General features: G+C 73.1%; 28 protein-coding genes. 15 read left to right on the top strand and 13 right to left on the bottom strand.

Annotated elements, in window-relative coordinates; genetic code table 11:
- Positions 1–2: 2 nt before the first annotated feature.
- On the top strand, positions 3–929 hold the full coding sequence (locus AB0J97_RS28215; protein ID WP_364093704.1) for a TIGR03621 family F420-dependent LLM class oxidoreductase: 927 nt from the start codon (positions 3–5) through the stop codon (positions 927–929).
- Positions 922–1,506 (top strand): histidine phosphatase family protein, encoded by a 585-nt coding sequence (locus AB0J97_RS28210; RefSeq protein ID WP_357700875.1) that lies wholly within the window; start codon positions 922–924, stop codon positions 1,504–1,506. The genes AB0J97_RS28215 and AB0J97_RS28210 overlap by 8 nt, the downstream gene beginning before the upstream one ends.
- A gap of 96 nt (positions 1,507–1,602) precedes the next feature.
- Here AB0J97_RS28210 and AB0J97_RS28205 read toward each other — a convergent pair whose 3' ends face one another.
- From AB0J97_RS28205 to AB0J97_RS28185, 5 genes are all read right to left on the bottom strand, one after another.
- Positions 1,603–2,358: a maleylpyruvate isomerase family mycothiol-dependent enzyme gene (locus AB0J97_RS28205; RefSeq protein ID WP_364093699.1), complete on the bottom strand. Its 756-nt coding sequence runs from the start codon at positions 2,356–2,358 to the stop codon at positions 1,603–1,605.
- A 20-nt stretch (positions 2,359–2,378) separates the two neighbouring features.
- Complete coding sequence (locus tag AB0J97_RS28200) at positions 2,379–3,137, bottom strand: hypothetical protein (RefSeq protein ID WP_364093697.1); 759 nt, start codon at positions 3,135–3,137, stop codon at positions 2,379–2,381.
- A gap of 43 nt (positions 3,138–3,180) precedes the next feature.
- On the bottom strand, positions 3,181–3,432 hold the full coding sequence (locus tag AB0J97_RS28195) for a hypothetical protein (RefSeq protein WP_357700881.1): 252 nt from the start codon (positions 3,430–3,432) through the stop codon (positions 3,181–3,183).
- A gap of 88 nt (positions 3,433–3,520) precedes the next feature.
- Entirely contained in the window at positions 3,521–3,757 is a 237-nt protein-coding gene (locus AB0J97_RS28190; RefSeq protein WP_352323675.1) for a DUF397 domain-containing protein, read from the bottom strand.
- Positions 3,758–4,579 carry a helix-turn-helix transcriptional regulator gene (locus AB0J97_RS28185; protein WP_352323686.1) on the bottom strand — a complete coding sequence of 274 codons (822 nt, stop codon included), beginning with the start codon at positions 4,577–4,579 and terminating at the stop codon, positions 3,758–3,760.
- Between the two features lie 232 nt (positions 4,580–4,811).
- Here AB0J97_RS28185 and AB0J97_RS28180 point away from each other — a divergent pair, with 232 nt between their 5' ends.
- Positions 4,812–5,306, top strand: coding sequence for an ATP-binding protein (locus tag AB0J97_RS28180; RefSeq protein ID WP_357700883.1), 495 nt, complete (start codon positions 4,812–4,814; stop codon positions 5,304–5,306).
- Between the two features lie 77 nt (positions 5,307–5,383).
- The gene (locus AB0J97_RS28175) at positions 5,384–7,801 is read left to right on the top strand and encodes a helicase-associated domain-containing protein (RefSeq protein WP_364093690.1); all 2,418 of its coding nucleotides are present in this window, start codon (positions 5,384–5,386) and stop codon (positions 7,799–7,801) included.
- Here the strand turns inward: AB0J97_RS28175 and AB0J97_RS28170 are convergent.
- On the bottom strand, positions 7,795–8,814 hold the full coding sequence (locus tag AB0J97_RS28170) for an ABC transporter substrate-binding protein (protein WP_364093686.1): 1,020 nt from the start codon (positions 8,812–8,814) through the stop codon (positions 7,795–7,797). The two genes, AB0J97_RS28175 and AB0J97_RS28170, sit on opposite strands and share 7 nt — an antisense overlap.
- Before the next feature lie 85 nt (positions 8,815–8,899).
- On the opposite strand from AB0J97_RS28170, the gene AB0J97_RS28165 reads away from it, so the two are divergent.
- The 3 genes from AB0J97_RS28165 to AB0J97_RS28155 are packed head-to-tail and all read left to right on the top strand — an operon-like array spanning position 8,900 to position 11,786.
- Positions 8,900–9,973, top strand: a complete 1,074-nt coding sequence (locus tag AB0J97_RS28165; RefSeq protein ID WP_364093683.1) for an iron chelate uptake ABC transporter family permease subunit — start codon at positions 8,900–8,902, stop codon at positions 9,971–9,973.
- Positions 9,970–10,977 (top strand): iron chelate uptake ABC transporter family permease subunit, encoded by a 1,008-nt coding sequence (locus tag AB0J97_RS28160; protein WP_364093680.1) that lies wholly within the window; start codon positions 9,970–9,972, stop codon positions 10,975–10,977. Before AB0J97_RS28165 ends, AB0J97_RS28160 begins: the two co-directional genes overlap by 4 nt.
- Complete coding sequence (locus AB0J97_RS28155; RefSeq protein WP_357700892.1) at positions 10,977–11,786, top strand: ABC transporter ATP-binding protein; 810 nt, start codon at positions 10,977–10,979, stop codon at positions 11,784–11,786. The genes AB0J97_RS28160 and AB0J97_RS28155 overlap by 1 nt, the downstream gene beginning before the upstream one ends.
- Here the strand turns inward: AB0J97_RS28155 and AB0J97_RS28150 are convergent.
- Positions 11,783–12,421, bottom strand: a complete 639-nt coding sequence (locus AB0J97_RS28150) for a helix-turn-helix domain-containing protein (protein WP_364093676.1) — start codon at positions 12,419–12,421, stop codon at positions 11,783–11,785. The genes AB0J97_RS28155 and AB0J97_RS28150 overlap by 4 nt on opposite strands.
- A gap of 37 nt (positions 12,422–12,458) precedes the next feature.
- Between AB0J97_RS28150 and AB0J97_RS28145 the strand changes: the two genes are divergently transcribed.
- Complete coding sequence (locus AB0J97_RS28145) at positions 12,459–12,776, top strand: rhodanese-like domain-containing protein (RefSeq protein ID WP_364093673.1); 318 nt, start codon at positions 12,459–12,461, stop codon at positions 12,774–12,776.
- Between the two features lie 19 nt (positions 12,777–12,795).
- Here the strand turns inward: AB0J97_RS28145 and AB0J97_RS28140 are convergent, their stop codons facing one another.
- On the bottom strand, positions 12,796–14,049 hold the full coding sequence (locus tag AB0J97_RS28140; protein ID WP_364093670.1) for an ArgE/DapE family deacylase: 1,254 nt from the start codon (positions 14,047–14,049) through the stop codon (positions 12,796–12,798).
- 55 nt (positions 14,050–14,104) lie between these two features.
- Here AB0J97_RS28140 and AB0J97_RS28135 point away from each other — a divergent pair, with 55 nt between their 5' ends.
- Entirely contained in the window at positions 14,105–15,031 is a 927-nt protein-coding gene (locus AB0J97_RS28135) for an endonuclease/exonuclease/phosphatase family protein (protein WP_364093667.1), read from the top strand.
- Between the two features lie 86 nt (positions 15,032–15,117).
- Entirely contained in the window at positions 15,118–15,438 is a 321-nt protein-coding gene (locus AB0J97_RS28130; RefSeq protein ID WP_357700902.1) for a co-chaperone GroES, read from the top strand.
- Here AB0J97_RS28130 and AB0J97_RS28125 read toward each other — a convergent pair.
- Together AB0J97_RS28125 and AB0J97_RS28120 are read right to left on the bottom strand one after the other, a co-directional pair.
- The gene (locus tag AB0J97_RS28125; protein WP_364093664.1) at positions 15,433–16,362 is read right to left on the bottom strand and encodes a hypothetical protein; all 930 of its coding nucleotides are present in this window, start codon (positions 16,360–16,362) and stop codon (positions 15,433–15,435) included. The genes AB0J97_RS28130 and AB0J97_RS28125 overlap by 6 nt on opposite strands.
- 73 nt (positions 16,363–16,435) lie before the next feature.
- Complete coding sequence (locus AB0J97_RS28120; RefSeq protein WP_364093661.1) at positions 16,436–16,891, bottom strand: TIGR02611 family protein; 456 nt, start codon at positions 16,889–16,891, stop codon at positions 16,436–16,438.
- A gap of 148 nt (positions 16,892–17,039) precedes the next feature.
- Here AB0J97_RS28120 and AB0J97_RS28115 point away from each other — a divergent pair, with 148 nt between their 5' ends.
- The 3 genes from AB0J97_RS28115 (at position 17,040) to AB0J97_RS28105 (ending at position 19,977) form a co-directional block, all read left to right on the top strand.
- The gene (locus AB0J97_RS28115; protein WP_364093657.1) at positions 17,040–17,945 is read left to right on the top strand and encodes an aryldialkylphosphatase; all 906 of its coding nucleotides are present in this window, start codon (positions 17,040–17,042) and stop codon (positions 17,943–17,945) included.
- Between the two features lie 107 nt (positions 17,946–18,052).
- The gene (locus AB0J97_RS28110; protein ID WP_364093654.1) at positions 18,053–19,189 is read left to right on the top strand and encodes a histidine kinase; all 1,137 of its coding nucleotides are present in this window, start codon (positions 18,053–18,055) and stop codon (positions 19,187–19,189) included.
- 98 nt (positions 19,190–19,287) lie between these two features.
- Entirely contained in the window at positions 19,288–19,977 is a 690-nt protein-coding gene (locus tag AB0J97_RS28105) for a response regulator transcription factor (protein WP_364093651.1), read from the top strand.
- A gap of 23 nt (positions 19,978–20,000) precedes the next feature.
- Here the strand turns inward: AB0J97_RS28105 and secY are convergent, their stop codons facing one another.
- The gene (gene secY / locus AB0J97_RS28100; RefSeq protein WP_357700914.1) at positions 20,001–21,290 is read right to left on the bottom strand and encodes a preprotein translocase subunit SecY; all 1,290 of its coding nucleotides are present in this window, start codon (positions 21,288–21,290) and stop codon (positions 20,001–20,003) included.
- Between the two features lie 85 nt (positions 21,291–21,375).
- Between secY and AB0J97_RS28095 the strand changes: the two genes are divergently transcribed.
- Positions 21,376–21,972 (top strand): AAA family ATPase, encoded by a 597-nt coding sequence (locus tag AB0J97_RS28095; protein WP_364093648.1) that lies wholly within the window; start codon positions 21,376–21,378, stop codon positions 21,970–21,972.
- Here AB0J97_RS28095 and AB0J97_RS28090 read toward each other — a convergent pair.
- Positions 21,914–22,534 (bottom strand): TetR/AcrR family transcriptional regulator, encoded by a 621-nt coding sequence (locus AB0J97_RS28090; protein ID WP_364093645.1) that lies wholly within the window; start codon positions 22,532–22,534, stop codon positions 21,914–21,916. The two genes, AB0J97_RS28095 and AB0J97_RS28090, sit on opposite strands and share 59 nt — an antisense overlap.
- 52 nt (positions 22,535–22,586) lie before the next feature.
- On the opposite strand from AB0J97_RS28090, the gene AB0J97_RS28085 reads away from it, so the two are divergent.
- A complete protein-coding gene (locus AB0J97_RS28085) occupies positions 22,587–24,860 on the top strand; it encodes an excinuclease ABC subunit UvrA (protein ID WP_364093642.1) in 2,274 nt (757 codons plus the stop codon).
- Here the strand turns inward: AB0J97_RS28085 and AB0J97_RS28080 are convergent.
- Positions 24,769–25,548: a putative hydro-lyase gene (locus AB0J97_RS28080; protein ID WP_357700922.1), complete on the bottom strand. Its 780-nt coding sequence runs from the start codon at positions 25,546–25,548 to the stop codon at positions 24,769–24,771. The genes AB0J97_RS28085 and AB0J97_RS28080 overlap by 92 nt on opposite strands.
- Between the last annotated feature and the right edge of the window lie 70 nt (positions 25,549–25,618).

The raw sequence follows: 25,618 nt of genomic DNA, 5'->3' as shown, positions 1-25,618 counted from the left end.
CCGTGCGACGGTTCAGGTTCGGCGCGGTGCTGCGCGAGGCGCGGTCCGGCAAGGCGTGGGCAGAGAAGGCCAGGCGGCTGGAGGCGTCCGGCTTCGACGTGCTGCTGGTCCCCGACCATCTGGTCGGCCCCCGGTTCGCGCCCGTCGCGGCGCTGACGGCGGCGGCCTGCGCCACCACCCGGCTGCGCGTCGGCACGCTGGTGTTCGCCAACGACTTCCGGCACCCGGCCGTGCTGGCCAAGGAGGCCGCCACCCTCGACGTGCTCTCCGGCGGACGGCTGGAGCTGGGCCTCGGCACCGGCTGGATGGCCGGCGAGTACGCGGGCGCCGGGCTGCGGCTGGACCCGCCCGGCGTCCGCCTCGACCGGCTGCGCGAGGCCCTGGAGGTGATCAAGGGGCTGTGGGCCGGCGGTCCGCTGACCTACGAGGGCGAGCACTACCGGCTGACCGGGCTGGAGCAGGCGCCCACGCCGATGCAGCGCCCCCACCCGCCGATCCTGCTGGGCGGCGGCGGCCCCCGCATGCTGCGCCTGGCCGCCGAGCACGCCGACATCGTCAACCTCGGCACCCGCGTCAAGCCGGACGGCACCGGCCCCGACCCGCGCGACGCGGGCCTGGAGGCGTTCCTCGCCAAGCTGGCGCTGCTGCGCCGCGGCCCCCGTCACCACCTGCTGGAGGTCGGCACCAGCGTGATGCAGGTGGGCGAGCGCAAGCCGGAGGAGTCGTGGAGCGCCGCCGACAGCTCCGGGCTCGGCGAGACGCCGCAGGTGCTGCTCGGCACCCGCCGCGACATCGTGGACAAGCTCCGCCACTGGCGCGACGAGCACGGCGTGTCCTACTTCGTGCTGCACCACGAGCGCGACCTGCCCGCCTTCACCCCCATCGTCGAGGAGCTGGCGGGCCTGCCGGATGATGGACCACATGGATGAGATGTTGTTGCTGAGGCACGGAGCCACCGAATGGAGCACGGTCGGCAAGCACACCGGCCGTACCGACCTGCCCTTGACGCCTGACGGGGAGGCCCAGGCCAGGGCGCTGGCGCCGCTGGTCAAGGAGGGCACGTTCGGGCTGGCGCTGGTCTCCCCCGCGCAGCGGGCCCGCCGTACGGCGGAGCTGGCCGGTTTGACGGACTACGAGGTCGACCCCGACCTGTGGGAGTGGGACTACGGCGGCTACGAGGGCATCACCTCGGTGGAGATCAGGAAGACCCGGCCGGGTTGGTACCTGTGGCGTGACGGTGTGATCCCCGGCGACGCCGAGCATCCGGGCGAGAGCGCCGCCGAGGTGGCCGCGCGCGCCGACCGGGTGATCGAGCGGGCCCGGCGGGCCGAGGGGCGGGTCGTGCTGGTGGCGCACGGCCATTTCCTGCGCGTGCTGGCCGCCCGCTGGCTCGGCCTCGACGCGGCGGACGGCCGGCTGCTGAGGCTCGACACCGGCACCTACTCCCGGCTCGGCTTCGAGCACTCCGAGCCGGTGCTGCTGAGCTGGAACTCCCCGGCCGCCTGACGGCCCGCCCCATCGGTCGCGGCTCGAAGTCGCCTGTCGCCTGACGGCCCGTCCCGTCGGTCGCGGCTCGAAGTCGCCGGTCGTCCGGCGGACCCGTCAGTCGCAGCCGAGGGTGGCGGCGGCGTGGATCAGCGCGCGGGCGAGGCCGGGGTCGCCCTCCACCGCGCAGGTGAAGGCGTCCGGGGGCCGGCGGCCGGCCACGAGCCGGCAGAAGTCCACCGCGTCCGCCGACACGAGCGCCGCGACCCGGCCGGGGGCGCGCGAGAGCGGGACGGTCCACGTGCCGCCCCCGGGGCCGGTCAGCACGACGGTGACCCGGACGTCGCGGCGCGGCCCCTTCAGCGCCCGCGGCAGCAGCGCCAGGCCGAACCCGGCGGCCAGGCGCACGTGCCCGTCGTGCGGCGGCACGGGCGGGCGGCCGGTCGCGGCCCTGATGTCGTCGGCGTGCGTCCAGGTCTCGAACGTGCGCTGGATCAGGGCCTGGCGCAGCGGCGCGCGGGCCGGACGCACCCCCGCCAGCCCCACCTCGACCCCGAGCAGCACCTCCCCCGCCACCGAGAGGCGTTCGACCAGCGACCCGGCCTGCTCCCGCCAGCGCCGGTGGTCCCCGGACGCGCCCGGCAGGCCCATGACGAACGCCACGGCGCCGTCGTTGGCGGCCAGATGGCCGACCAGGTCGCGGACCGTCCCGTGCCGGGCGATCGGCGCGTCCCACTGGGCCGGGCTCAGCCCGGCGAGCAGGTCGCCCATGAGCGCCACCTGCTCGGCGTACGGCACCGCCACGGACGCGACGGCCGGGCACGCGGCGAGGTGGTCCCCCTCGCCCGCGCCGTAGAGGTACGGGTCCGTCATGGCTGCCTCCGCGGCCGACGTTAACCCGGCCGCGGCCCCCGCGCCAGGCGGCTGCCGGGAAACGGCGCGAGCAGGGTCTCGCGCCAGGGGCCTTCGAGGTAGCCGCGGGCCCGCCTGCCCCAGTCGAGCAGCCGGGGATCGGGCCGGACCTCGTCGTCGAGCCCGAGGGCCGCGTCGCGGGCCCGCTGGGCGGCCAGGTGATCGTCCAGGGAGACGGCCCACATGGTGACGGCCTCGGTGTCGCAGAACAGCACCTCGTACAGGCCGGTCAGGGTGTGGCCGTGCTCGGCCAGCAGCGGGGCGCGCTCGGTGCGGACGGCCTCCAGGTAGTCCAGCGCGGCGCCGGGGCGTACCCGGGCGCTCTCGAACAGGTAGAACTCGGCGGCGGGGGCCTCGCCGAGCGGCGGGCAGCCGGGGGCGGCGCCGAGCGGCCTGGAGAAGGCGGAGAAGCGCAGGTCGTCGATGTCGGACAGGAACAGGCGCTCGTCCACGCCCTGGTAGATGTTCATCATCTGGCGCCAGCCGCCGTCCCACCCGCCGTGGCAGTCCCACAGCGTGACGGCCTTGAACTGGGGGTGCCCGGTGATGCCCACGGCGTAGAAGGCGCCGACGAGGTCGATCTCGCGCGACCTGATGGACATGCCGGAGGTCAGGGCGGGCTCGGCGCGGCTCTCGTCCTCGCGCTTGTAGCGGGTCAGCCAGGTCAGGTACTCCAGCGGACGCCGGGAGTTCATCGGCCGGAAGTCGACCTCTTCGAGCAGGTGGATCGCGCGCCGCACCACGCCTCCTCTACCAAGCATTTGCTTGGCACGAGAATAGCGATCAGGTCAGCGCCTGGGAAGGCTGCGGCCCCCTGCCGGTCAGCCACTCCAGCACCCGGCGGTGCCCGGAGGCGGCGTCCTCGAAGTGCCCCCAGTGCCAGTAGCGCGGCTGGTCGCGCAGCCCGGTCACCCAGGTGCGGTAGGAGATGGAGGCGCCCGCGGGCGCCACGCCGTACGTGCGGACCACGACCTTGCCGCCCGGCGCGAACAGCACGTCGTCGGCGATCGGGTAGAGATTCATCCGGTCGAGCATGTCCGCCATCCTGACCGGCGGAAGGTCCGGGCCGGTTACGCCACCGGCGCGCCCCCGTTACGGGAGCGCGCCGGAGGTGAACAGGCTGTTACACGAGGAGGCCGTCGAACTCGCCGTCCTTCGCGCCGAGCACCAGGGCCCGGATCTCGTCGCGGGTATAGATGAGAGCAGGACCGTCGGGGAAGCGCGAGTTGCGGACCGCGATCCCTCCGTCGGGAAGCTCCGCGAGCTCCACGCAGTTGCCCTGCGAGTTGCTGTAGCGGCTCTTGCGCCAGGCGACCTGGGTGAGGTCGGCCGCGGGCATGCCGTTGTAGGTGTGGTTCATCTACATCTTTCTGAGAAGACCGCCGATGAGCTCGACGGTGCCCCCTGGCGTGGTGCTTTCCACGCACAGTTGCTCCATGGCGGTGAGGTACGGGTCGATGTCCTCACGTTTGTCCAGGTACAGGGCACCCCAGAGCTGCTCGACGTAGACAACGTCCGACAGGTCGGACTCGGGAAACCGCAAGATGCTGAACGCGCCCCCCTCGGCGGCGTGCTTGCCGAACCTGAAGGGCATCACCTGGAGGGTGATGTTGGGAAGGGCGGCGACTTCCAGCAGATGCTGGAGCTGCTCGGACATGACCTCTCGCCCGCCGATGGTCCGTTTGAGCGCCGCCTCGTCGATGACGGCCCACAGCTTGGGGCCGTCCTTCTGGGTGAAGCGCTCCTGGCGCTGCATGCGCATGTGCACGCGGCGCTCGATCTTGTCCGGACTGGCATCGGGGTTGCCGAGCTGGAAGACCGATCGCGCGTACGAGGCCGTCTGCAGCAGGCCGGGCACGAACTGCACCTCATAGGTGCGGATCACGCTCGCGGCCTCCTCCAGGCCCACGTACGTCGTGAACCACGAGGGCAGCTCGGCGGAGTACTTGTGCCACCACCCGGGGGTGTTGGCCTCGCGGACCATCTCCAGCAGGGCACGGCGTTCGGCATCGTCGACGACGCCGTACAGGGTGAGCAGGTCTTCCACGTCACGTGTCTTGAACCCGACACGCCCGAGCTCCATGCGGCTGATCTTGGACTCGGACGCCCGGATGTGGAATCCGGCCTGGCCGCGGTCGAGCCCAGAGGCCTCGCGCAGGCGCCTGAGGCTCGCACCCAGCATGATGCGCCGAACGGTCGAACCGGAGCCGGGCGGATCAATGGACACGTGCTGCTCCTTGTGTCGTTTCCTTGAAGACACAGTCTGTCACTTAGCGGCCGAAAGATCATGGGCCGCGGACAAGATCCCCTTTCCCCCATATTGACCACTTGGGGAGAACCGTAGCGCCTGCACGAGTTGTCTGCACGTGCATTCGCTCTTGCACCTGCACGAGAGATTGGCGCAGAATGATCACGTGCAATCCACCACGGCGCCCGGCCAGTGGACCACGTTCGACTGGTGGCCGCCCGTCGGCTGGTGGCCGGAGGCGGCTCGCGATCTCCTGGTGACCGGCCCGTCCGCGAGCGCCACGTACGTGCTCCCCCCCACCGCCTCCTCGGTCCATTCCGCGCGCAGCTTCACCATGGGGACGTTGTCCGGCTGGGGGCTCGGCGAGCTGGTCGAGAACATGGAGCTGGTGGTCTCCGAACTCGCGACCAACGCCCTGCGTCACGGCCTGCGCCTCGACGAGCCCCGCTGCCAGCGCCCGGTCCACATGTCCCTGGTGCGCCGCGGCGGACTCGTCACCAGCGCGTTCACCGATCCCGGCACCTCGGTGCCCGTGCTGCGATACCCTGGCCCCCTTGACACCGGCGGCCTGGGTCTCCACATCGTCGAATCGCTCAGCCTCCGCTGGGGGTGGTCGGCACTCGCGCCCCACGGCAAGATCGTCTGGGCAGTCCTCTCCTGACGGAGGGGTGCTCTGCACTACCGTGGATGGTCATGGCTCACGGTGAGTCCCACGCGACCCCATGAGAGTGCTGACAGATGGAAGATCACCTGCTCGGCTGGCTGCGAACACTAGACGAAAACAGGCTTGCCCGCATCCTGGCCAACAGGCCCGACGCCATCGCGCCGCCCTGGCCCCGCCGGCTCGACACGCTGGCCCAGCGCCTGGGCAACGGCTTCGCCGTCATGGAGGCCATGCGGGGGCTGCCGCTGCCCGCCCTGCAACTGGCCGAGGCGGGCCTGACCATGAGCCGCCCGACGCCCGAGGGGCTGGCCGCCTTCCTCGGCGTCCCGGGTGAGACCGTGACCCCCTGGCTCGACCATCTGCATGACCACGCGCTGGCCTGGCCCGACCCCGACGGCGTGATCCATCTGGCCGAGGGCGTCGCGCGCTGGTGGGCGGCGCCGCTCGGCCTGGGCGAGCCGCTGGAGCACTACCTCAACTCCTGGACGATCAGCAACGACGCCCTGCGCGCCCTGGCCCGCGTGCTCGGCCTGCCCGCCCAAGGCAACAAGCGGCGCACGATCGCCCGCGTCATCGAGCTGCTGTCCGACCCCGGCCGCCTCGACCGGCTGGCGGCCACCGCCCCCGACGGCACGCTCGCCCTGCTCGGCCGCCTGGCCTGGGACGGCCCCGCCCGCGACGTCGACGGCGGCCGGTTCGTCGTCCCCGGCACGCCGGAGAAGTGGTGCGCCGACCACGGCCTGCTGTTCCGCCCGAGCTGGCACGTCGCCGAGATCCCCCGCGAGGTGGCGCTGTGCGTGCGCGGCCCCGGCTACCACCCGCCGTTCCAGCCCGAGGCGCCCGAGGTGGCCTCGATCCCGGTCGACCCCGAGGAGGTCGACCACCTGATGACGCTGGCCGCGCCGCACGTGGTGGAGCGGTGCGCGGCCCTGCTGGACAACACCTCCAAGAACCCGCTGCCGCTGCTCAAGACCGGCGGCGTGGGCGTGCGCGAGGTGCGCAGGGTGGCCAAGGAGACCGGCTGCGACGAGGACGAGACCCGCCTGCTGCTGGAGGTCTGCGCGGTGGCCAGGCTGCTGGCCTGGGACGAGCAGTCGGGCGGCATGATCCCCACCGACCGGTTCGACCGCTGGCGCCTCGACGAGGGCTCGGCCCGGCTGCGCGTGCTGCTGTCGGCGTGGTGGCGGATGGAACGGTCGTCCCTGCGCAAGGTCGACGGCAAGTACGCCACCGTGCTCGGCGACGACCCCTCGGGCAGCGCGGTGGCCAGGGTGCGCCGGGCCGTGCTGGCGGCGCTGGCCCACCTGCCCGCCGGCACCGCCTTCGCCGACCGCGACAGCCTCGTGCGCAACGTCCACTGGCACGCCCCGCTGCTCGACCAGGCGCTGCTGGCCGAGTGCGCGCCGGCCGTCCTCGACGAGGCCACGCTGCTCGGCCTGCTGGCCAACGGCGCGCTCACCGACCTCGGCCGCGCCCTGGCCGGGCTGACCGCGGACCCCGGCGACGAGAACGACGACGCCGTCCCGCAGGTCGAGCACGATCCCGTGCTGGCCGAGGCGTCCACCAGGGCGCTGGCCAGCGTGCGCAGGAGCGCGTTGTTCGGCCCCGACCTCACCGCGGTGGTGACCGGGCCGCCGTCGGCCGAGCTGGCGGCGCTGCTCGACCGGGTGGCCGAGCGCGAGTCGCGCGGCGCGGCCTCGGTGTGGCGCTTCACCACCGAGAGCGTGCGCGGCGCGCTCGACCACGGCTACGACGCCGACGAGCTGCTCGACGAGCTGGCCGCGGTCGGCACGATCCCGCAGCCCCTTGAGTACCTGGTGCGCGACACCGCGCGCCGGCACGGCGAGGTGACGGTCTCCACGGTCGGCTGCGTCGTGCAGGCCGGCGACACCGGGCTGCTCGCCGAGATCGCCGGGCACCGGCGGCTGGCCCGGCTGGGCCTGCGGCTGCTGGCCCCCACGGTGCTGATCAGCGCCGCCCCGGCCGACCGCACGCTGTCCGCCCTGCGCGAGAACGGCTACTCCCCCGTCCCCGTCTCCGACACCGGCGAGATCACCATCCACCGGGCCAGGGCCGAGGAGCCGCACAACGGCAAGCTGATCCTGCTGCCCGGCGGGCAGGTGGCCGAGCTGTCGGAGTTCGCGGCCGGCTCCGGCACGCAGCCGACGTACGTGATCGCCGAGCCGGCCCCCGACCCGCACGAGCACGCCCGCCGCCTGGTCGCGGCCGGCCGGGAGGACTCCGACAAGCACGGCCGCACCTGGGCGGTCATCGGCCGGATGGCCAACAGGCTGCCGACCGCCCAGCAGTCGCTGCTCGGCTTCGTCGTCGACCGCGGGGTCCGGGCGGGCATCACGCTGACCGACGGCCTGACGGCCACCATCAGCCACGGCGAGCTGCGCGCGGGGACGCTCGACGCCTGGTGCGAAGAGGCGGGCGACTACCTGGAGTTCCCCCTCGCCGAGATCGTCGAGGTGCGCGGAGCCTACTGAAGCTTCTCGGCCTTCTTCAGGTTCGACACCAGCTCCTCCAGGAACGCCGCGTAGCCCTGGTAGCTGAAGGGCGCCTCGGCGCGCCACGGGTAGTACTGGCCGGCCTTGACCGCCGGGAGCTTGGCGAAGGTGGGCTTCTTCAGCATCTCCTCGGGCTTGAGCGACTGGGTGCGGGTGTCGTAGAGGATCACGTCGGCGTCGTAGGTGTCGGCGTTCTCCCAGCTCAGGGTCTGGAAGAAGCCGCCGTCGTCGACCTTCGAGGGCTTGACGACGTTCAGGCCGTTCTCGGTGAGATGCACGATGTCGGGGTACTCGGGCGGGTTGACCACCCACATGGCGTCGGCGCCGCCGGACATCATGAGGATCTTGAGGTCCTTGAAGGCGGCCAGTTCCCTGGTCGCGGCCTCCATGCGGGCCTTGGCCTCGGGCACGCCCTGGAGGTCGGCGCCCAGCGACCTGGCCAGCTCCTCGTACTTGCCGATCACCTGGGTGGCGCTGCGGCCGGTGAGCATGACGCCGGCGGTGGGGGCGACCTGCTCGATGGTCTCCTTCGACTTCTCCGGCACGTACCAGAGGGTGCCCTTGACGTACATGCTGCTGACCAGCAGGTCGGGCTGGAGGGAGATGTACTTCTCGACGTTGAACTCGTCCCAGACGTTGCCCAGGCCCTCGACCTTGGTGACGTCGACATTGCCGACCTGCGGGTCGCTCGATCCGTCGGCCAGCTTGTGCGGGCCGAAGACGGCGACCGGGCGCACGCCGAAGTCCCACAGCGCGGCGGCCGCGCCCACCTGGGCCACCACCCGGGAGGGGCGCTTGGGCAGGTCCAGCTTCTTGTCGCGGTCGTCGGTGAACGTCCAGCTCCGCGCGGCCGTGCCGGAGGGCGCGGCCGACGCGGACGCGCTGCCGCCCGCCGCCTCGGTGCCGCCGCCGCAGGCCGACAGTGTCAGGGCCGCCGCGAGCCCTGCCGTGGCGGCCAGGAAGCCCCTGCGCGCGAGTACCGGTCCCGACATGTCCATCTCCTAAGGTTAGGCTTGCCTTCATGCCGAGGCATTAGATTAGCCTTACCTAAGTTTGACCGCGACGAGAGGGGGTCGGGTGCGCCCGGCAGAGGACACCGCTGAGCCCGCCACCGGGCGACCGGCCGTGACCGAGGGAGGCCCGCGACTCCACCGGCCCGCCACCGTGCTGGTGACCGGCCTGGTCGTGACCGCGGGGGTGCTGGCACTGGTGGCCGCGGCGAGCGTGGCGCTCGGGGCACGGTCGATGCCGCTCTCAACGGTGATCGACGCGCTGTTCGCCCCGGACGGCTCCAGCGACCACGTCGTCATCCGCGAGCTGCGCATCCCCCGAACGCTCCTTGGCATCGGCGTCGGCGCGACGCTGGGCCTGGCGGGGGCGCTCATCCAGAGCCTGACCCGCAACCCGCTGGCCGACCCCGGGCTGCTCGGCATCAACGAGGGTGCCGCGCTCGGCGTCACGCTCGCGCTCGGCCTGTTCGGCCTGTCCGACCCCGCCGTCTACGTCTGGTTCGCCTTCGGCGGCGCCGCGGTGGCCTCCGTCGTCGTCTACGCGCTGGCCTCGGCCGGCCGCTCCGGCGCCGGCCCGGTACGCCTGGCGCTGGCCGGCGTCGCGCTCGGCATGGTGTTCACGGCGGTGGCCTCGGCGATCCTGCGCATGGACGCGCAGACCTTCGACCGCATGCGGTTCTGGCTGACCGGCTCGCTGGCCGGGCAGAGCGCGGACACGCTGGTGCGGCTGGCGCCGTTCATGGTCGCGGGGCTGGCGCTCGGGCTGACGCTGGCCAGGCCGCTCAACATGCTCTCGCTCGGCGACGACGCCGGGCGCTCGCTGGGCGTCGCCGTCGGCAGGACGCGGGTGCTCACCGGCGTGGCCGTCACGCTGCTGTGCGGGGCCGCGACCGCCGCCGCCGGGCCGCTGTGGTTCGTCGGGCTGGTCGTGCCGCACGCCGTGCGCGCGCTGGTGGGCGGCGACCAGCGGTGGGTGCTGCCGTACTCGGCGCTGGCCGCGCCGGTGCTGCTGCTGGGCGCCGACGTCGTCGGACGGCTGATCGCGCGTCCGGGAGAGGTGCAGGTGGGCATCGTGTGGGCGGTGATCGGCGCGCCGATCTTCATCCTGCTGGCCAGGCGCAGGCGGGTGGCGGCGCTGTGACCGTACGAGTCGGCCCCTGGTCCGTACGGCTCGCGCCCCGGTCCCTGCTCGTCTGCGCCGCCCTCGTGGCGATCGGCTGCGGGGTGGCCGTGGCGGCGATCGCGACCGGCGAGTTCACCGTCTCCGTGCCCGATGTCCTGGACGCCCTGTTCGGCCAGGGCACGCCGGTCGCCGAGCTGATCGTGAGCAAGCTGCGGGCCCCGCGCGTGGTCACCGGGCTGCTGGTCGGGGCGGCGTTCGGGGCGGGCGGCGCGATCTTCCAGAGCCTGACCAAGAACCCGCTGGGCAGCCCCGACTTCATCGGTTTCAGCGCCGGCGCCTCGACGGGCGGCATCGTCGCCGTCATCGCGGGCGGGTCGGCCATGACGATCGCGGGCGGCGCGCTGGCCGGGTGCGTGGTCACCGCCGTCCTGGTCTACGCGCTGGCGTTCCGGCGCGGCGTGCAGGGCTACCGGCTGGTGCTGGTCGGCATCGGCGCCAACACGCTGCTGCTGGCGGTCAACAACTACCTGCTGACCAGGGCCGACATCAACGACGCGGCCACCGCGGGCGCGTGGCTGACCGGCAGCCTCAGCGGGCGCGGCTGGGAGCACGCGATCCCGGTCGCGGTGGCGCTGGCCGTCCTGCTACCGGTGTGCGCGCTGGTGGCGCGGCCGATGCGGATGATCGAGATGGGCGACGACGCGGCCAAGGCCATGGGCGTCAAGGTCGAGGCCGTACGGGCCGTGGCCGTCACCGCCGGGGTGCTGCTGACCGGCGTGGCCACCGCGGCGGCCGGGCCCGTCGTCTTCGTCGCGCTGGCCGCGCCGCAGATCGCCCGCCGCCTGACCCGCTCCCCCGGGGTCACCATGGGCGCGTCGGCGCTCATGGGGGCCGTGCTGCTGACCGCCTCCGACCTGGTCGCCCAGCGGCTGCTCGCCCCGACCCAGCTTCCGGTCGGGGTGGTCACCGCCGCGGTCGGCGGCACGTACCTCGCCCTGCTCCTGCGGAAGGACCGCCACTGATGGACGCCCCTCGCCTCTCGGGCACCGACCTCACCCTCGCCTACGACCAGCGCGTCGTGGCCACCGACCTCAGCGTGGCGATCCCGGACGAGTCCTTCACGGTGATCATCGGCCCGAACGCGTGCGGCAAGTCCACCCTGCTGCGCGCGCTGGCCAGGATGCTCAGGCCCAGGAAGGGCGCCGTGCACCTCGACGGCAGCGTGATCACCTCGCTGCCGTCGAAGGAGGTGGCGCGGCGGCTGGGCCTGCTGCCGCAGAGCTCGATCGTGCCCGACGGGATCAGCGTGGCCGACCTGGTGGCCCGCGGGCGGTACCCGCACCAGCGGCTCATGCGGCAGTGGTCGCGGGCCGACGAGGCGGCCGTGACCGAGGCCATGCGCGCGACCGACGTCGCCGAGCTGGCCGACCGGATCGTGGACGAGCTGTCCGGCGGGCAGCGGCAGCGGGTGTGGCTGGCCATGGCACTGGCCCAGGAGACGCCGATCCTGCTGCTGGACGAGCCCACCACGTTCCTGGACATCTCCCACCAGATCGAGGTGCTCGACCTCTGCGCCGACCTGCACGAGGCCGGCCGGACCATGGTGGCCGTGCTGCACGACCTCAACCAGGCGTGCCGGTACGCCACCCACCTGATCGTCATGCGGGCCGGCGAGGTCGTGGCCGAGGGCGTGCCGGCCGAGATCGTCACGTCCGAGCTGGTCCGCCGGGTGTTCGACCTGCGGTGCGAGATCATCCAGGACCCGCAGACGGGGACGCCGATGATCGTCCCCGAGGCGCGGCGGCGCGTGACCGCCCCCGCGCTGGGCTAGACCGGCCGCGCGAGGGCGTCGGCCAGGGCGGTGACGCCCGCGACGGCGCGCTCGCGGCCGTACTCCTCGCGCAGCACCCCGGCCGCCTCCGCGCCCATCGCGGCCAGCAGGGTGTGGGCGAGCACGTCGGCGTCGGCGCCCGGACGGGCCTCGGCCAGCAGGATCGCACAATGACGATGCCAGAAGCGGTAGGCGCCGATGCGGTAGCGGGCGCCGGGGCTGGCCGTCTCGGACATGCGTACCAGGTCGAGGTGGGCGTAGAGGTAGTCGAGGTAGGCGGCTGTGAAGGCGGTCAGGCGCTCGGCGGCGGGCGCGCCGGGGCCGACGGGCGGCGGCCCGGACAGCACGCGCTGCTGCAGGTCGCGTTCGCGGGCGTCCAGCAGCGCCACCGCCAGCCCCGACTTGTCGCCGAACCTGCGGAACAGCGTGCCCTTGCCGACGCCCGCCTCGGCGGCGACCGCGTCCATCGACACGGCCTCCACGCCCTTCTCGGCGAACAGCCGCGCGGCGGCGGCCAGCACCTTCTCCCTGTTGCGCGCCGCGTCCGCGCGTTCCCTGACCGGTTTGCCGGTCAGCAGCTCCAGCGGCTCGCTTGACGAACCGGACTGCGGTCCGTTAACTTTCTGGCCATCCACACATCCGGACTTTAGTCCATTTCTCTTGGAGGCCACAATGACCATCACCCGCGAGGAACTGCACGCCCGTCTGGGCAGCGTGACCGTGCTCGACACGCTCGGCGGCTCCTACTACGCCCAGCAGCACCTGCCGGGGGCCGTCGCGCTGGTCGAGAGCGAGGTCGCCGAGCGCGCCGCCGAGCTGCTGCCCGACAAGGACGCCCCCATCGTCACCTACTGCTCCAACCCGGCCTGCGGCAACAGCAAGGCCGTGGCCAACCGGCTGGCCGCGCTCGGCTACACCGACGTCCGCCGGTACGTCGAGGGCATCGAGGACTGGGTCGGGGCCGGCCTGCCGGTCGAGTCGTCCCTGTGACCGTCGTACCGGGAACTGCTCACAGGACGCCGCAGCGGCGGACCGCGAGCAGCGCCAGCGCGCGGGTGACCTCGCGCAGCTCGGCCAGTTCGACCTGCTCCCTGGGCGCGTGCGCGAACCGGACGTCGCCGGGGCCGTAGTGCAGGGTCGGGACGCCGCCGGCCGCGTACAGGCGCAGATCGCTCCCGTACGGCGCGGCGGCCTCGGCCGGACGGCGGCCCGCGACGTCGGAGACGGCCCGGTTTACCTCGCCGAGCAGCTCGTGCCCGGCGGGCAGCCGGCCGCTGGCGAACTGGCCGCCCGGCCAGGTCACCGCGGGCGGGTTGTCCCGCAGCCACGGGTGGGCGGCCGAGGCGACGGCCTCCTCGAAGGCCGCCCGCGCCGCGGCCGGGTCCTCCTCCAGCCGCACGCCGAGACGTCCCTCGGCGACCAGCAGGTCGGGCACGGTGCTCGCCCAGTCGCCCGCCCGCACGGTGCCGACCTCGATCGGGTACGGCATCGGGTTGCCGCCGAAGATCTCCGGGACGTCCCGGTTGCGCTCGGCCTCCAGGCGCCTGATCGCCTCGAACACCGGCCAGAAGACCTCGATCGCGTTGACGCCCTCGTACCTGGTGGCGCCGTGCGCGGCCCGGCCGGCGAGCTCCAGGCGGAAGGTCAGCGCGCCGGCGTTGGCGGTGATGACCGCGCCGCTGGTGGGCTCGGTGATCACCGCGGCCTCCGCCGTGTGCCCCCGGGCCAGGGTGGCGAAGGCCCCGAGGCCGCCGTCCTCCTCGCTGATCACGCAGTGCACGGCGAGCGGCCTGGCCAGGCGCACGCCCGCCCGCTTCAGCGCCCGTACGATGGCCAGGTTGGCCACCAGGCCGGCCTTCATGTCGCAGGCGCCCCTGCCGTGCAGCACGTCGCCGGTGATCCGGGCGGCGAACGGGTCGCTGCCCTCCCACTTGGCCAGGTCGCCCGTGGGGACGACGTCCACATGGCCCTGGAGGGCGAGCGCGGGCAAACCCTCCCCCTCGGTCACGGCGGCGACGCCGTAGCCCTCCTGCCTGGGGGCCTCGGTGCCGGGGAAGCCCGCTTGGGCGGCGAGACCGGCGAGGTCGAGTTTCCAGACGTCCACGTCCAGGCCGGCCTCGGTGAGCAGGCGGGCGAAGCGGTGCTGGAGGTCGGACTCGGCGTCGGTGCCCGTCACGCTGGGGACCCGCACGGTCTCGGCCAGCAGGCCGACCGTCTCCGTCTCGTCGATGGCGTTGAGGATCCTGGCTTCCACGTCGCGCATGGAGCACACTTTCTCACGCCGTGAACTCCTTGCAGGACATGTGGTGATACAGGGCGTGCGTACCTGGATGAGCTGGATCGCGGTGACGCCGTTCGCCGTGTGGGCGGCGGTGCGGGTGAGCGGGTTCGAGCCGGACTGGCCGTGGGTGCCGATGGTCGCGTTCACGCCGCACGCGGCGGCGGGCGCGGTGCTGAGCCTGGCACTCGCCGGGCTGCTGCGACGGTGGGCCGCGGGGGCGGTCGCGCTGGTCACGGTGCTGGCGCTCGGCGTCGCGGTGCTGCCGCGCGCCCTCCCTGAGCCCGCTGGGGTCGCCGCGGGCGGCGCGACGCTGCGCGTGCTGGCCGCCAACCTGCTGGTGGGCACGGCCGACGCGGCCGAGCTGGCCCGGCTGGTCAGATCGCTGCGCCCGGACGTGCTCACGTTGCAGGAGTTCACGCCTGCGGCCGAGCGGCGGCTGGAGGCGGCGGGAGTGCGCGAGCTGCTGCCGTACGCGGTACCGCGGGCCACCGAGGGCGTGGGCGGCTCGGCCGTGTACGCCCGCCATCCCCTCGCGGCCGGCGAGCTGATCAAGCTGGGCGGGTTCGGGCAGGCCACGGCCGTGCTGACGCACCCCGGCGGGGCCCGGCTGGAGATCGTCTCGGTGCATCCCTGCGCGCCCAAACGGATGGGCCGGCAGCCGTGCTGGCTGGCGGGGCTGGAACGGCTGCCGCGCGGCGGCGGACGGCTGCGCGTGCTGGCCGGCGACTTCAACGCCACGCTCGACCACCGCCCGGTCCGCGAACTGCTGGCCGCGGGCTACCGGGACGCGGCCGCCGCCATGGGCCGAGGCCTGTCGCCGACGTGGGGCGGATGGGGTCCGGTGCCCGGCGTGGCGATCGACCACGTGCTGGCCGACGGCCGCATGGCGGTGCGGGACTTCCGGGTGCTCGGGCCGATCGGCAGCGACCACCGCCCGGTGTACGCCGAGCTCCGGCTGCCCTGACCCACCACCGGGCCCTGACCGGCGTCCGGCGGGACCTGGGACGATCGCGGACCGGCGGGGGCGCGGCGGCTCGTAAACTGTGACCCGTGGAAGCGCCCAAATTCGAGATTCAGATGCTGCACGACCGCGTGATGATCCGGCTGGAGCAGGAGGCCGAGGAGCGGCGCAGCGGCTCCGGCATCGTCATCCCCGCGACGGTCAAGATGGCCAACCGGCTGTCGTGGGGCGAGGTCTGCGGCGTCGGCACGAACGTGCGCGCGGTCAAGGTGGGCGACAAGGTGCTGTTCAACCCGGAGGACCAGTTCGAGGTCGAGGTGCACGCGCGGGTCTACCTGGTCATGCGCGAGCGCGACCTGCACGCGGTGGCCACCCAGGAGACCGACCACGGCACGGGCCTCTACCTATGACACGCGGGTCCTGGCGAAGCTGACCCACAGCTCGGCGGCCCAGGTGGCGGCGGGCACGTCCGCGAGCACGCGCGTCGTGCGGCCGGTCAGGTCGAGCACCGACAGGCGGCGGCCGTTCCCGGCCTTCGTGACGGCGATCAGGTGGCTGTCGTCCCACCAGCCGAACAGGGCCTCCGGCTTGACGGCCACGCGCTGGGCGATCGTGCCGGTGGCGAGGTCGACCAGGCAGACCTGCTCCTTGAAGCGCGACGGGCACCAGGTCGTCAGGCGCTTGCCCGAGGGCGCGTAGGAGTCCTCGGGGCCGGTCGGCAGGCCCACGTCCGCGTACGTGCGCAGCACCGTGCCGTCGGCGGGGCGGTAGACGCGCAGGCCGGTGCCGTACATGCTGACGAGGTTGCCGTCGGGGCTCCACCAGAAGCCGGCCCGCCGGGCGAGCCCGGCGACCCGGACGGTGCTCGCGGTGCCCGCGCGCACGTCCACGACCGTGAAGCCGAGCACCCGCCACGTCCCGCTCACCTTCTGCTCGACGGTGAGCGCGACCTTCCTGCCGTCCCTGGACCAGGAGGCGTAGGAGGCCGTCATGGGCTTCCTGACGGTACGGATCGTGGCGGTCTTGCCGGTGGTCCGGTCGGTGACGACCACGGAGTCGAAGCCCGCCCGGTACGACGACGGCACCCCGGCCGTCAGGCGTCCGTCGGGCGAGACCGACACCTCCGACAGGCTCTTCTGCCGGGTGAAGGCGTCGCCGGTGGCGGCGCGGAGGTAAGTGCCGGCGGTGCCGAGGCCGTACGCGCTGAGCCGTACGGGATCGCCCGACTTTTCCTGATATTTCATTCCACCGGTCCCCGGCAATGCCAGGTCGGCCCCGGCGGCGGCCGGAGCGAGGAACGTCAGCGACAAGGCGACGGCGAGGTGAGCGATCACGCCCGCAGAATAGGCAGGGAAAGGCCGCGATTCCGGGAACGATAACGACCCGGTCTGAAAGCCCTTCGCCGGATCAGACGAAGCGCTGGGCGATTTCCAGCAGGTCGATGCCGAGCGTCAGCATGCCGAAGTAGACGATCACCCCGGCGGCGGCCACGGTCACCAGCAGCACGAGGATGCGCACCGTCCAGCCCTGCCGCTTGTACCACTGCGTCCAGGCGTGCAGGGTCTGCTTGCCGAACTCCAGCACCCGGTGGGCCCAGTGGAACTCGGTGGCCAGCACCGCCAGCCCGGCGAACACCACGAGCCAGCCCGGCCCGGGGAACGGCACCATGATCAGGCCGCCGACCACCATCACCGCGCCGATGGCGCCCACCACGATCTTCAACGTGAGCGCGCCCGCGCGGGTGGACCTGACGCCGTCGAGCCAGCCCTTCAGGCCGGTACGGCGGCCGGGCATGGCGGAACGTTCGGCGGCCTCGTCCTTCATCACGTCGGCGTCGCCCGTCTCGGAGTTCTGGATCGGCACGTCTCCCCCGTGTCGTCGGCTTCCCCTCAGGATAAGGCCCACACCGGCAGGAACACTTGCAGACCACTAGCAGCTCACCAAACGGGACTAAGGGTAAAATTTCCGGACGTGGGGCACAGGATTCGGTAACTATCGGTTAATGTCTGCTATGCCCGAGGTCATCCTTCGCACCGTCACCGGCCCCATTCGCGCGGCCGCCGTGAACGGAGCCGTACTCCCCCACGAGCATCTGCGCAATGACATGCGCTGGGCGGTCGGCATCGACTCCGACCCGCACCGCTGGCTCGACGAGGAGACCACTGTCACCGCGGAGCTCCGTGAGCTCCGCCAGTCCGACGAGCTCAACCTGGTCGTCGACCTGACCTGTCTCGGCATGGGCCGCGACGCCGCCGCCCTGGCCCGCATCGCGGCGGGCAGCCGGGTGCCGGTGATCGCCTCGACCGGCTTCTTCGCCCAGCCGTTCACCGGCGTCGGCGACGAGGACGTCGAGCAGCTCACCCGGCGCCTGATGACCGAGATCTCCAGCGGCGTGGACGGCACAGGCGTCTTCCCCGGCGTGATCGGCGAGGTCGGCAGCTGGGGCGCCGAACCCACCGCGTGGGAGGAGCGCTGCCTGCGCGCCGCCGCCCGCGCCTCCCGGCAGTCGCGCCTGCCCGTCGCCACCCACGGCCAGAACGCCCTGGCGCTGCTGGAGATCCTGCTCGGCGAGAACCTGCCCGGCTCCCGCGTGGCCGTCGGCTACTCCGGCGACCTGGGCGGCGCCCGCAAGATCGCCGAGGCGGGCGCGTACGTCAGCCTCAGCGCCGTGGCGCTCGGCCCCGACCAGGCGGCCAGGATCGCGCTCGGCCTCATCGAGGACGGCCACGCCGACCGCCTGCTGCTCAGCACCGGACTGAGCCGCGTGGCCCAGGTCCAGCGCTACGGCGGCTGCGGCTACGCCCACCTGTTCCACAGTGTGCTCCCCCGCCTGCGCGAGGCCGGCACCGCCGAGGACGTCATCCGCCTGATCACCCGCGACAACCCCCTGCGCTGGCTGACCGACGGGATGCGCTGACGCCCTCCCGGCAAGATCGTCCCGGGGCGGCCGGACGGGCCCGCGATCGAACCGTGCCGCTAGGAACTCGCTAGGATCGGGACGACACGAGCCTGGCCGGGTGGGGGATGGTGAGCGAGCACACGCAACGCGGCGGGCGCCTGCGCGGGTCGTTCGCCGCGCTGTCGCGCCTGAACCGGGTGGGTGACATCCCGGTCGTGGTCATGCTGGCCTGGGCCGGGTGGCTGGCCGTCCCGTGGTCGTTCAGCGGTCTCGCCCAGGCCAGAGCGGCCGCGGCGGCCGCCGCGGCCGACACCGAACCCCCGCCCTCGGCCCACACCGCCGACACCGCCCCACCACCGCACACCCTCGCCTTCGAGGCCGCGGCACCGCCATACGCCCTCGACACCGCGCCGCCATACGCCCTCGACACCGCGCCGCCGTACACGCTCACCCCGGAGGACGGGCCGCCGCCGGACGCGGTGGCCGGTGGTGCGGCTCCGGTTCGTGGGCCCCGGCCGGGTGCGGCGTGGGGGATTCCGGCGCCTGCCGTACCCCATTCCGCGGCCACCGTCCGTCCCGGCCAGGCCGCCGCGGACGGCGACGCCTTCGTGGCGGGCGCGTGCCTGCTTCCGGGCCGCACGACCGCCGGCCCCGGCGCGTCCGACGCCGTGCCCGGTGGGGTGGGGGTCGTGGCGGCCGAGCGGGCGCGGATCGCCGGGGAGGTGCACGACGCCGCCGGTCACGGGCTGGCCGCCATCGCCATGCAGGCCGGGCTCGCGCTCGTCGCCCTCGACGACGACCCCGAGCAGGCGCGGGCCTCGCTCCGGGCGATCAGGGAGACCAGCACCACCGCCCTCGCCCACCTGCGCGCCGCGCTCGACGGCATCGACCCGCCGGCCGCCGACCTGCCCGGCCTCATCGCGGGCGTACGGGCCGCCGGGCTGCCCGTCGACGTCGAGCCGGCCGACCCCGCCGTGCCCGCCCACCTCAAGGGCGCCGTCTACCGGGTGGTCCGCGAGTCCCTCACCAACGTGCTCCGGCACGCCGGGCCGACCAGGGCGTCGGTGCGTCTGGCGCACGACCCCCGCGCGTTCGTGCTGGAGGTCGCCGACCGCGGCGCGGGCTGGAACGGCTCGGGCGAGGGCCGCGGGCTGGCCGGGATGCGCGCCCACGTCACCGAGGCGGGCGGCCGGTTCACCGCCGGGCCCCGCGAGGGCGGCGGCTTCCAGGTGACCGCCCGCTTCCCCCGGCCCACGGCATGACCACCCACACCCCCCACGGCCCGGCCCCGGACACCCCCGACCCCACCGCCGGGCAGCCACTGATCACGAACGCCCCACGACCCGCTTCCGGAGAGCCCGTGATCAGGGACGCACACCACCCCGCTTCCGGGGAGCCGGTGATCAGGGTGGCGGTCGCGGATGATCAGGCCGTGGTGCGGATGGGGTTGCGGGCGCTGCTGGAGCGGGAGCCCGGCATGGAGTGCGTGGGCGAGGCGGCCGACGGCGCGGCGGCACTCGACCTGATCCGCCGCGCCCGTCCCGACGTGCTGCTGCTCGACATCCGCATGCCCGGCACCGACGGCCTGGCCACGCTGCGCGCCGTGGCCGCCGACCCCACGCTGGGCGGCACCCGGATCGTGGTGGTGACCACGTTCGCCGTCGACGAGTACGTCTTCGCCGCCCTCCAGGCCGGGGCGAGCGGTTTCCTGCTCAAGGACAGCGCGCCCGACGAGCTGGTCAACGCCGTGCGGGTGGTGGCCGCGGGCGAGGCGCTGCTGTCGCCGTCCATCACCAGGAAGGTCATCGGCCTGTTCGGCCGCAGCGGCGCCGAGCCCGTCGAGGGCCTGGACACGCTCACCCCGCGCGAGCGCGAGCTGGTGGCGTGGGTGGCGACGGGCCGGTCCAACGACGAGATCGCCGGGGAGCTGGTGATCAGCCCCGACACCGTGCGCACCCACGTCAGCCGGGCCATGGTCAAGCTGCGCGCCCGCGACCGGGCCCAGCTCGTGGTGTTCGCCATGCGGGCCGGCCTCGCACTGCCGACCTGAGCGGCATCGGGCAGGGCCGGGGGCTACCTGAGGAAGCCCTCGTAGTTGCGCTGCTGGAGCTGGGCCTCGATCTGCTTGACCGTGTCCAGCCCCACGCCGACCATGATGAGCACGCTCGTCCCGCCGAACGGGAAGTTCTGCTGGGTGCCGGGGTCGCGCAGGATCGCGAACGCCACCAGCGGCAGCAGCGCCAGCACGCCGAGGTAGACGGCTCCGGGCGCGGTCAGCCGCGACAACACGTACGCCAGGTAGCGGGCCGTCGGCACGCCCGGCCGGATCCCCGGTACGAACCCCCCGAACCGCCGCATGTTGTCGGCCACCTCGACGGGATTGAAGGTGATCGAGACGTAGAAGTAGGCGAAGGAGACGATCAGCAGCACGTACACGGTCATGTAGAGCGGATGGGTGCCGGCGGTCAGGTTGCGCGAGACCCACGCGCCCGCCTCCGCGCCGAGCAGCGGCGCGGCCAGCGTCGGCACGTAGAGCAGCGACGAGGTGAAGATCACCGGTACGATCCCCGCCTGGTTGACCTTGAGCGGGATGTACGTGCTGCTCCCCCCGTACATGCGCCGCCCCACCATGCGCTTGGCGTACTGGACGGGCACCCGCCGCTGTGCCTGCTCGACGAACACCACCGCCGCCACCAGGCACAGCCCGGCCGCCAGCATCACCCCGAACCCGAACGGCGTGAGCACGAAGATCTTCGCCATGTACCCCGGGAACACCGCCACGACCTGCGTGAACATCAGGATCGACATGCCGTTCCCGATCCCCCGGTCGGTGATCAGCTCGCCCATCCACATCACCACGCAGGTGCCCGCGACCATCGTCGTCACGATCACCGACACCGCGAAGAGCCCCTGGTCGCGCAGCAGCGGACGGGCGCAGCCGGGCAGCAGGTTCCCCGAGCGGGCCATGGCGACGATGGTGGTGGCGTTCAGCACGGCGAGGCCGACGGTCATGTATCGGGTGTACTGGGTGATCCGGGCCTGCCCGTTGGAGCCCTCCTTCCTGAGCGCGTCCAGGCGCGGCACCACGACGGCGAACAGCTGCATGATGATGCTGGCCGTGATGTAGGGCATGACGCCCAGCGCGAACACCGAGAGCTGAAGCATCGCGCCGCCGCTGAGCATCTGCATCATGTCGAAGACGCCGCCGCTCGCCGAGCCCACGCACTGCCGTACGGCCACGACGTCCACGCCGGGGGCGGGCATGATCTGGCCGAGGCGGAACAGCACGATCAGTCCCAGGGTGAACAGCAGTTTCCTGCGCAGTTCCGGCACCCGGAAGGCTCTGGCGAAGACGGTCAGCATGAGCAGGAAGTCTGTCGGCGGGCGCGCCGGACGTCGTCCGTCCAGGCGAGGCACCCGTGTACGCAGATCCGCGTAGGTTGATCGCATGACGACCGTGTGGGTGATCAGCGGGCCGCCGGGGGCGGGCAAGTCCACGGTGGCGGCCGAGCTGCTGGCCCGCCTGTCGCCCGTGCCCGCGCTGCTCGACAAGGACACCGTCTACGGCGGGCTCGTCGCGGAGGTCCTGCGGGCGCACGGCCGCGACCAGGGCGAGCGCGAGGGCCCCTGGTACGACCGGCACGTCAAACGCCATGAGTACGAGGGCCTGACCAGGCTCGCCGCGCAGATCCGCGGCCACGGCTGCCCGGTGCTGCTCGACGGCCCGTTCACCGCGCAGGTGCACGACACGGCGCGCTGGACGCGGTGGGCCGGGGAGCTGGGCGGGCCGCCCGTACGCCTGCTGTGGGTGCGTTCGGACGGGCCGACGCTGCGTGCCCGGCTGGAGGCGCGCGGCCTGGGCAGGGACGCCGGCAAACTGGCTGCCTTCGCCGACTACCTGCGGAACATCCGCGTGGACGAGCCGCCCGTCGTGCCGCACCTGGAGATCGACAACCGGCCGGGCGCGCCATCGGTCGGCGACCAGCTCACGGCGGCGGGTATACCGCCGCGAACACCGCCGGCAGCCGGGGGACGAGCCGGGTGAACCGCCCCTCCTCGTAGGAGGCGCCGGGCTCGTTGCTGAGCTGCTGGGAGACGAGCCCGGCGATCAGGCTCGCGGCCAGGGCGAGCCCGTCCTCGCCCGCGGCGTCGGGACGCAGCTCACCGCGCTCGACGGCGGCCCTGATCAGGACGGCGAAGTGCTCGTGGACGGCCAGCGCGGGCGCGTACGCCTCGGGCGAGGGCGCGAACCCCGGCACCGGCCGCCAGAACATCAGCTGGGCCAGCACCTGGTTCTCCATGATCCACCGCGCCCCGGCCTCCAGGGACGGGCCCATGGCCGCCAGCCCCGGCTCGTGCGGCTCGGCCCCCCGCCGCACGGCCTCCAGGTAGCCCTCCTGCCCGCGCCTGAACAGGGCGTCGTAGACCGCGTGCCGGGACGGGAAGTACTTGTACAGCGAGGGCGGCTGGATGCCGAGCCGCCTGGCCACGGTCGCCAGGCTCAGCCCGGCGACGCCCTCCTCCGCCATCACGTCGAGCGCGATGGCGAGGATCTCGGCCTGTGTCTCGGCTCGCCGTCGCGCTCGCCGGTCGGGAATGTTCGCCATGTGTATTAGCTTAAGCTATAGGTAGTAGCCAAAGCTATGGGAGGTGTGGCACGTGTCGCGCGACATCGAGCTGATCGGCCTGCGGCAGAACAACCTGAAGGACGTCACGCTGCGGCTGCCCAAGGAGCGGCTGACCGTGTTCACCGGTGTGTCGGGGTCGGGCAAGTCCTCGATCGTGTTCGGCACCGTCGCCACGGAGTCGCAGCGGCAGCTCAACGAGACCTTCAGCGCGTTCGTCAGGAACCGGCTGCCCAAGCACGAGCGCCCGCGCGCCGAGCGCATGTCCGGCCTTACCGCGGCCGTGATCGTGGACCAGCGGCCGGTCGGCGGCGGCGCGCGCTCGACCGTGGGCACGATGACCGAGGTGCACGCGATCCTGCGGGTGCTGTTCTCGCGGCGCGGCGAGCCGTCGGCCGGGCCCGCGACGGCGTACTCGTTCAACGACCCGCAGGGCATGTGCCCGGTCTGCGACGGCCTGGGGAAGAAGGTGGAGGCCGACCTCGGCAGGCTGCTCGACGAGGAGCTGACGCTGAACGAGGGCGCGATCCGGATGGCCCCGCCCGGGTCGTACGTGTGGCAGCTCTACGCCAGGTCCGGGCTGTTCGACCCCGACAAGCCTGTGCGCGCCTTCACGCCCGAGGAGCGCGACCTGCTGCTGTACGGCGGCGGCTTCAAGGTCAACCGGGGCGAGTACACCAACACCTACGAGGGCCTGGTCACCCGGTTCGAGCGCGTCCACCTCAAGCGCGACCTCGACCGGCTCGACAAGGCCGCGGCGCCGTACGTGCGCCAGGGCACGTGCCCGGAGTGCGGCGGCCGGCGGCTCAACGCGGCCGCGTTGGCCTCGCTCATCGGCGGGCTGTCCATCGCCGACCACTGCGCGATGGAGGTCACCGACCTCATCGGCCTGCTGGAGGGCCTGGACGACCCGGTGGCGGAGGCGGCGGTGGAGTCGTTGCGCAGGATCGACGCCATCGGGCTCGGCTACCTCAGCCTCGACCGGGAGACGCCGACGTTGTCGGGCGGCGAGGCGCAGCGGCTCAAGACCGTGCGGAACCTGGGCAGCAGCCTCACCGGCATGACGTACATCTTCGACGAGCCCAGTGTGGGGCTGCACCCGCGTGACGTCCACCTGCTCGGCGACCTGCTGGTGGAGCTGCGCGACAAGGGCAACACGGTGCTGGTCGTCGAGCACGACCGCGACCTGATCGAGCTGGCCGACCACGTGGTGGACATGGGGCCGGGCGCGGGCACGCGGGGCGGCCGGGTCGTGTTCGAGGGCACGGTGGCCGGGCTGGCGTCCGGTGACACGCTGACCGGCCGCATGATGCGGCGCGTCACGGGGCTCAAGGACGCCGTCCGCGCGCCGTCCGGCTGGCTGACCGTCGAGGGCGCGAACGCCCACAACCTCAAGGACGTCACCGTACGCGTGCCGCTCGGCGTGCTCACCGCGGTCACCGGCGTGGCGGGGTCGGGCAAGAGCACGCTGATGCGCCGGGAGCTGGTCGCCCGCCATCCGCACGTGGTGCTCATCGACCAGTCGGCCATCGGCGGGTCTCCGCGCTCGACGCCGGCGACGTACCTGGAGGCCATGGACCCGTTGCGCAAGCTGTTCGCCGACGCCAACGGGGTGCGGCCGGGGCTGTTCAGCTTCAACTCGGCCGGCGCGTGCCCGGTGTGCAAGGGCCGCGGCGAGATCCGGACGGACCTGGCGTTCATGGACCCGGTGACCCGCGTGTGCGACGCCTGCGGCGGCAGCCGGTACAGCGAGGAGGCGCTGTCGTACACGGTGGCGGGCCGCACGATCGCGGAGGTGCTGGCGATGACGGCCGAGGAGGCCACGGGGCTGTTCGACCTGCCCGGCATCGGCGGGCTCGGCGCGCTGGGGCTCGGCTACCTGACGCTCGGGCAGCCGCTCAGCACGCTGTCCGGCGGGGAGCGGCAGCGGCTGAAGCTGGCGCACCGGATGCGCGAGCGCGGCCAGGTGTACGTCTTCGACGAGCCGACGACCGGGCTGCACATGGCCGACGTCGACACGCTGCTGGCCCTGCTCGACCGGCTGGTGGACGAGGGCGACACGGTCGTCGTCGTCGAGCACGACCTCGACGTGGTCAAGCACGCCGACTGGGTCATCGACCTCGGCCCCGAGGCGGGCCGGCACGGCGGCGAGGTGATCTTCGAGGGCACTCCGGCCGAACTGACCGAAGCATCCACCTATACCGCGAAATATCTGATCAAGTCACTCGATAGTCGTCATCCCGGGCGTCCAGCACGGCCATATGGCCCGGCAGGTGGCCGATCGCGTACTCCACGCCGCTCGCCATGACCGCCGCCTGCGGCGTCACCCCGCAGGCCCAGAACAGCGGCACCTCGCCGGGCCGCACCTCCACCGGGTCCCCGAAGTCGGGCCGGTCCAGGTCGAGGACGCCGATCGCGGCCGGGTCGCCGACGTGCACCGGCGAGCCGTGCACCCGCGGATACCTGCCGGTCACCTCGACAGCGGTCTCCACCAGCTCCTCCGGGACCGGCCGCATCGAGACGACGAGCGGGCCCGACAGCGTGGCGGTGGACTCGCACGGCACGTTCGTGCGGTACATCGGCACGTTCCGGCCCTGTTCCAGGTGCCGTACCGGGACCCCGGCGGCCAGCAGCGCCCCCTCGAAGGTGAAGCTGCAGCCGATGAGGAACGGCACGAGGTCGGCCCGCCACCGGCCGGTCACCTCGTCCAGGTCGGCCACCGGCTCGCCGCCCAGGTAGAGGCGGTAGCCGGGCAGGTCGGTCCGCAGGTCGCCGCGGAACAGGGTGGTCGACCAGGCGCCCGGCTCGCCCACGTCCAGGACGGGGCAGGCCTTGGGGTTGCGGTGGGCGAACAGCAGCAGCTCGTACCGCAGCCGGGCGGGCACGGCGATCAGGTTGGCCTGCGTCCAGCCGCGGCACCAGCCCGCCGTGGGCACCCGTTCACCGGCGCGGAAGCGCGCCCGCGCCTGCGCGGGGCTCAAGGTGGCGACGTCCACCCTTCGACACTATGGCGGCCGGTGCACGCGGTCCACAACGCGGCTATCGCGGTGTTTTCCGGGTAGCGGG

The sequence above is a fragment of the Nonomuraea sp. NPDC049607 genome (assembly GCF_040675375.1).
In the GTDB taxonomy this organism is placed as follows: Bacteria; Actinomycetota; Actinomycetes; order Streptosporangiales; family Streptosporangiaceae; genus Nonomuraea.
The sequence above is the reverse complement of the archived record's forward strand: the minus strand, read 5'-3'. Positions and strand labels throughout refer to the sequence as shown.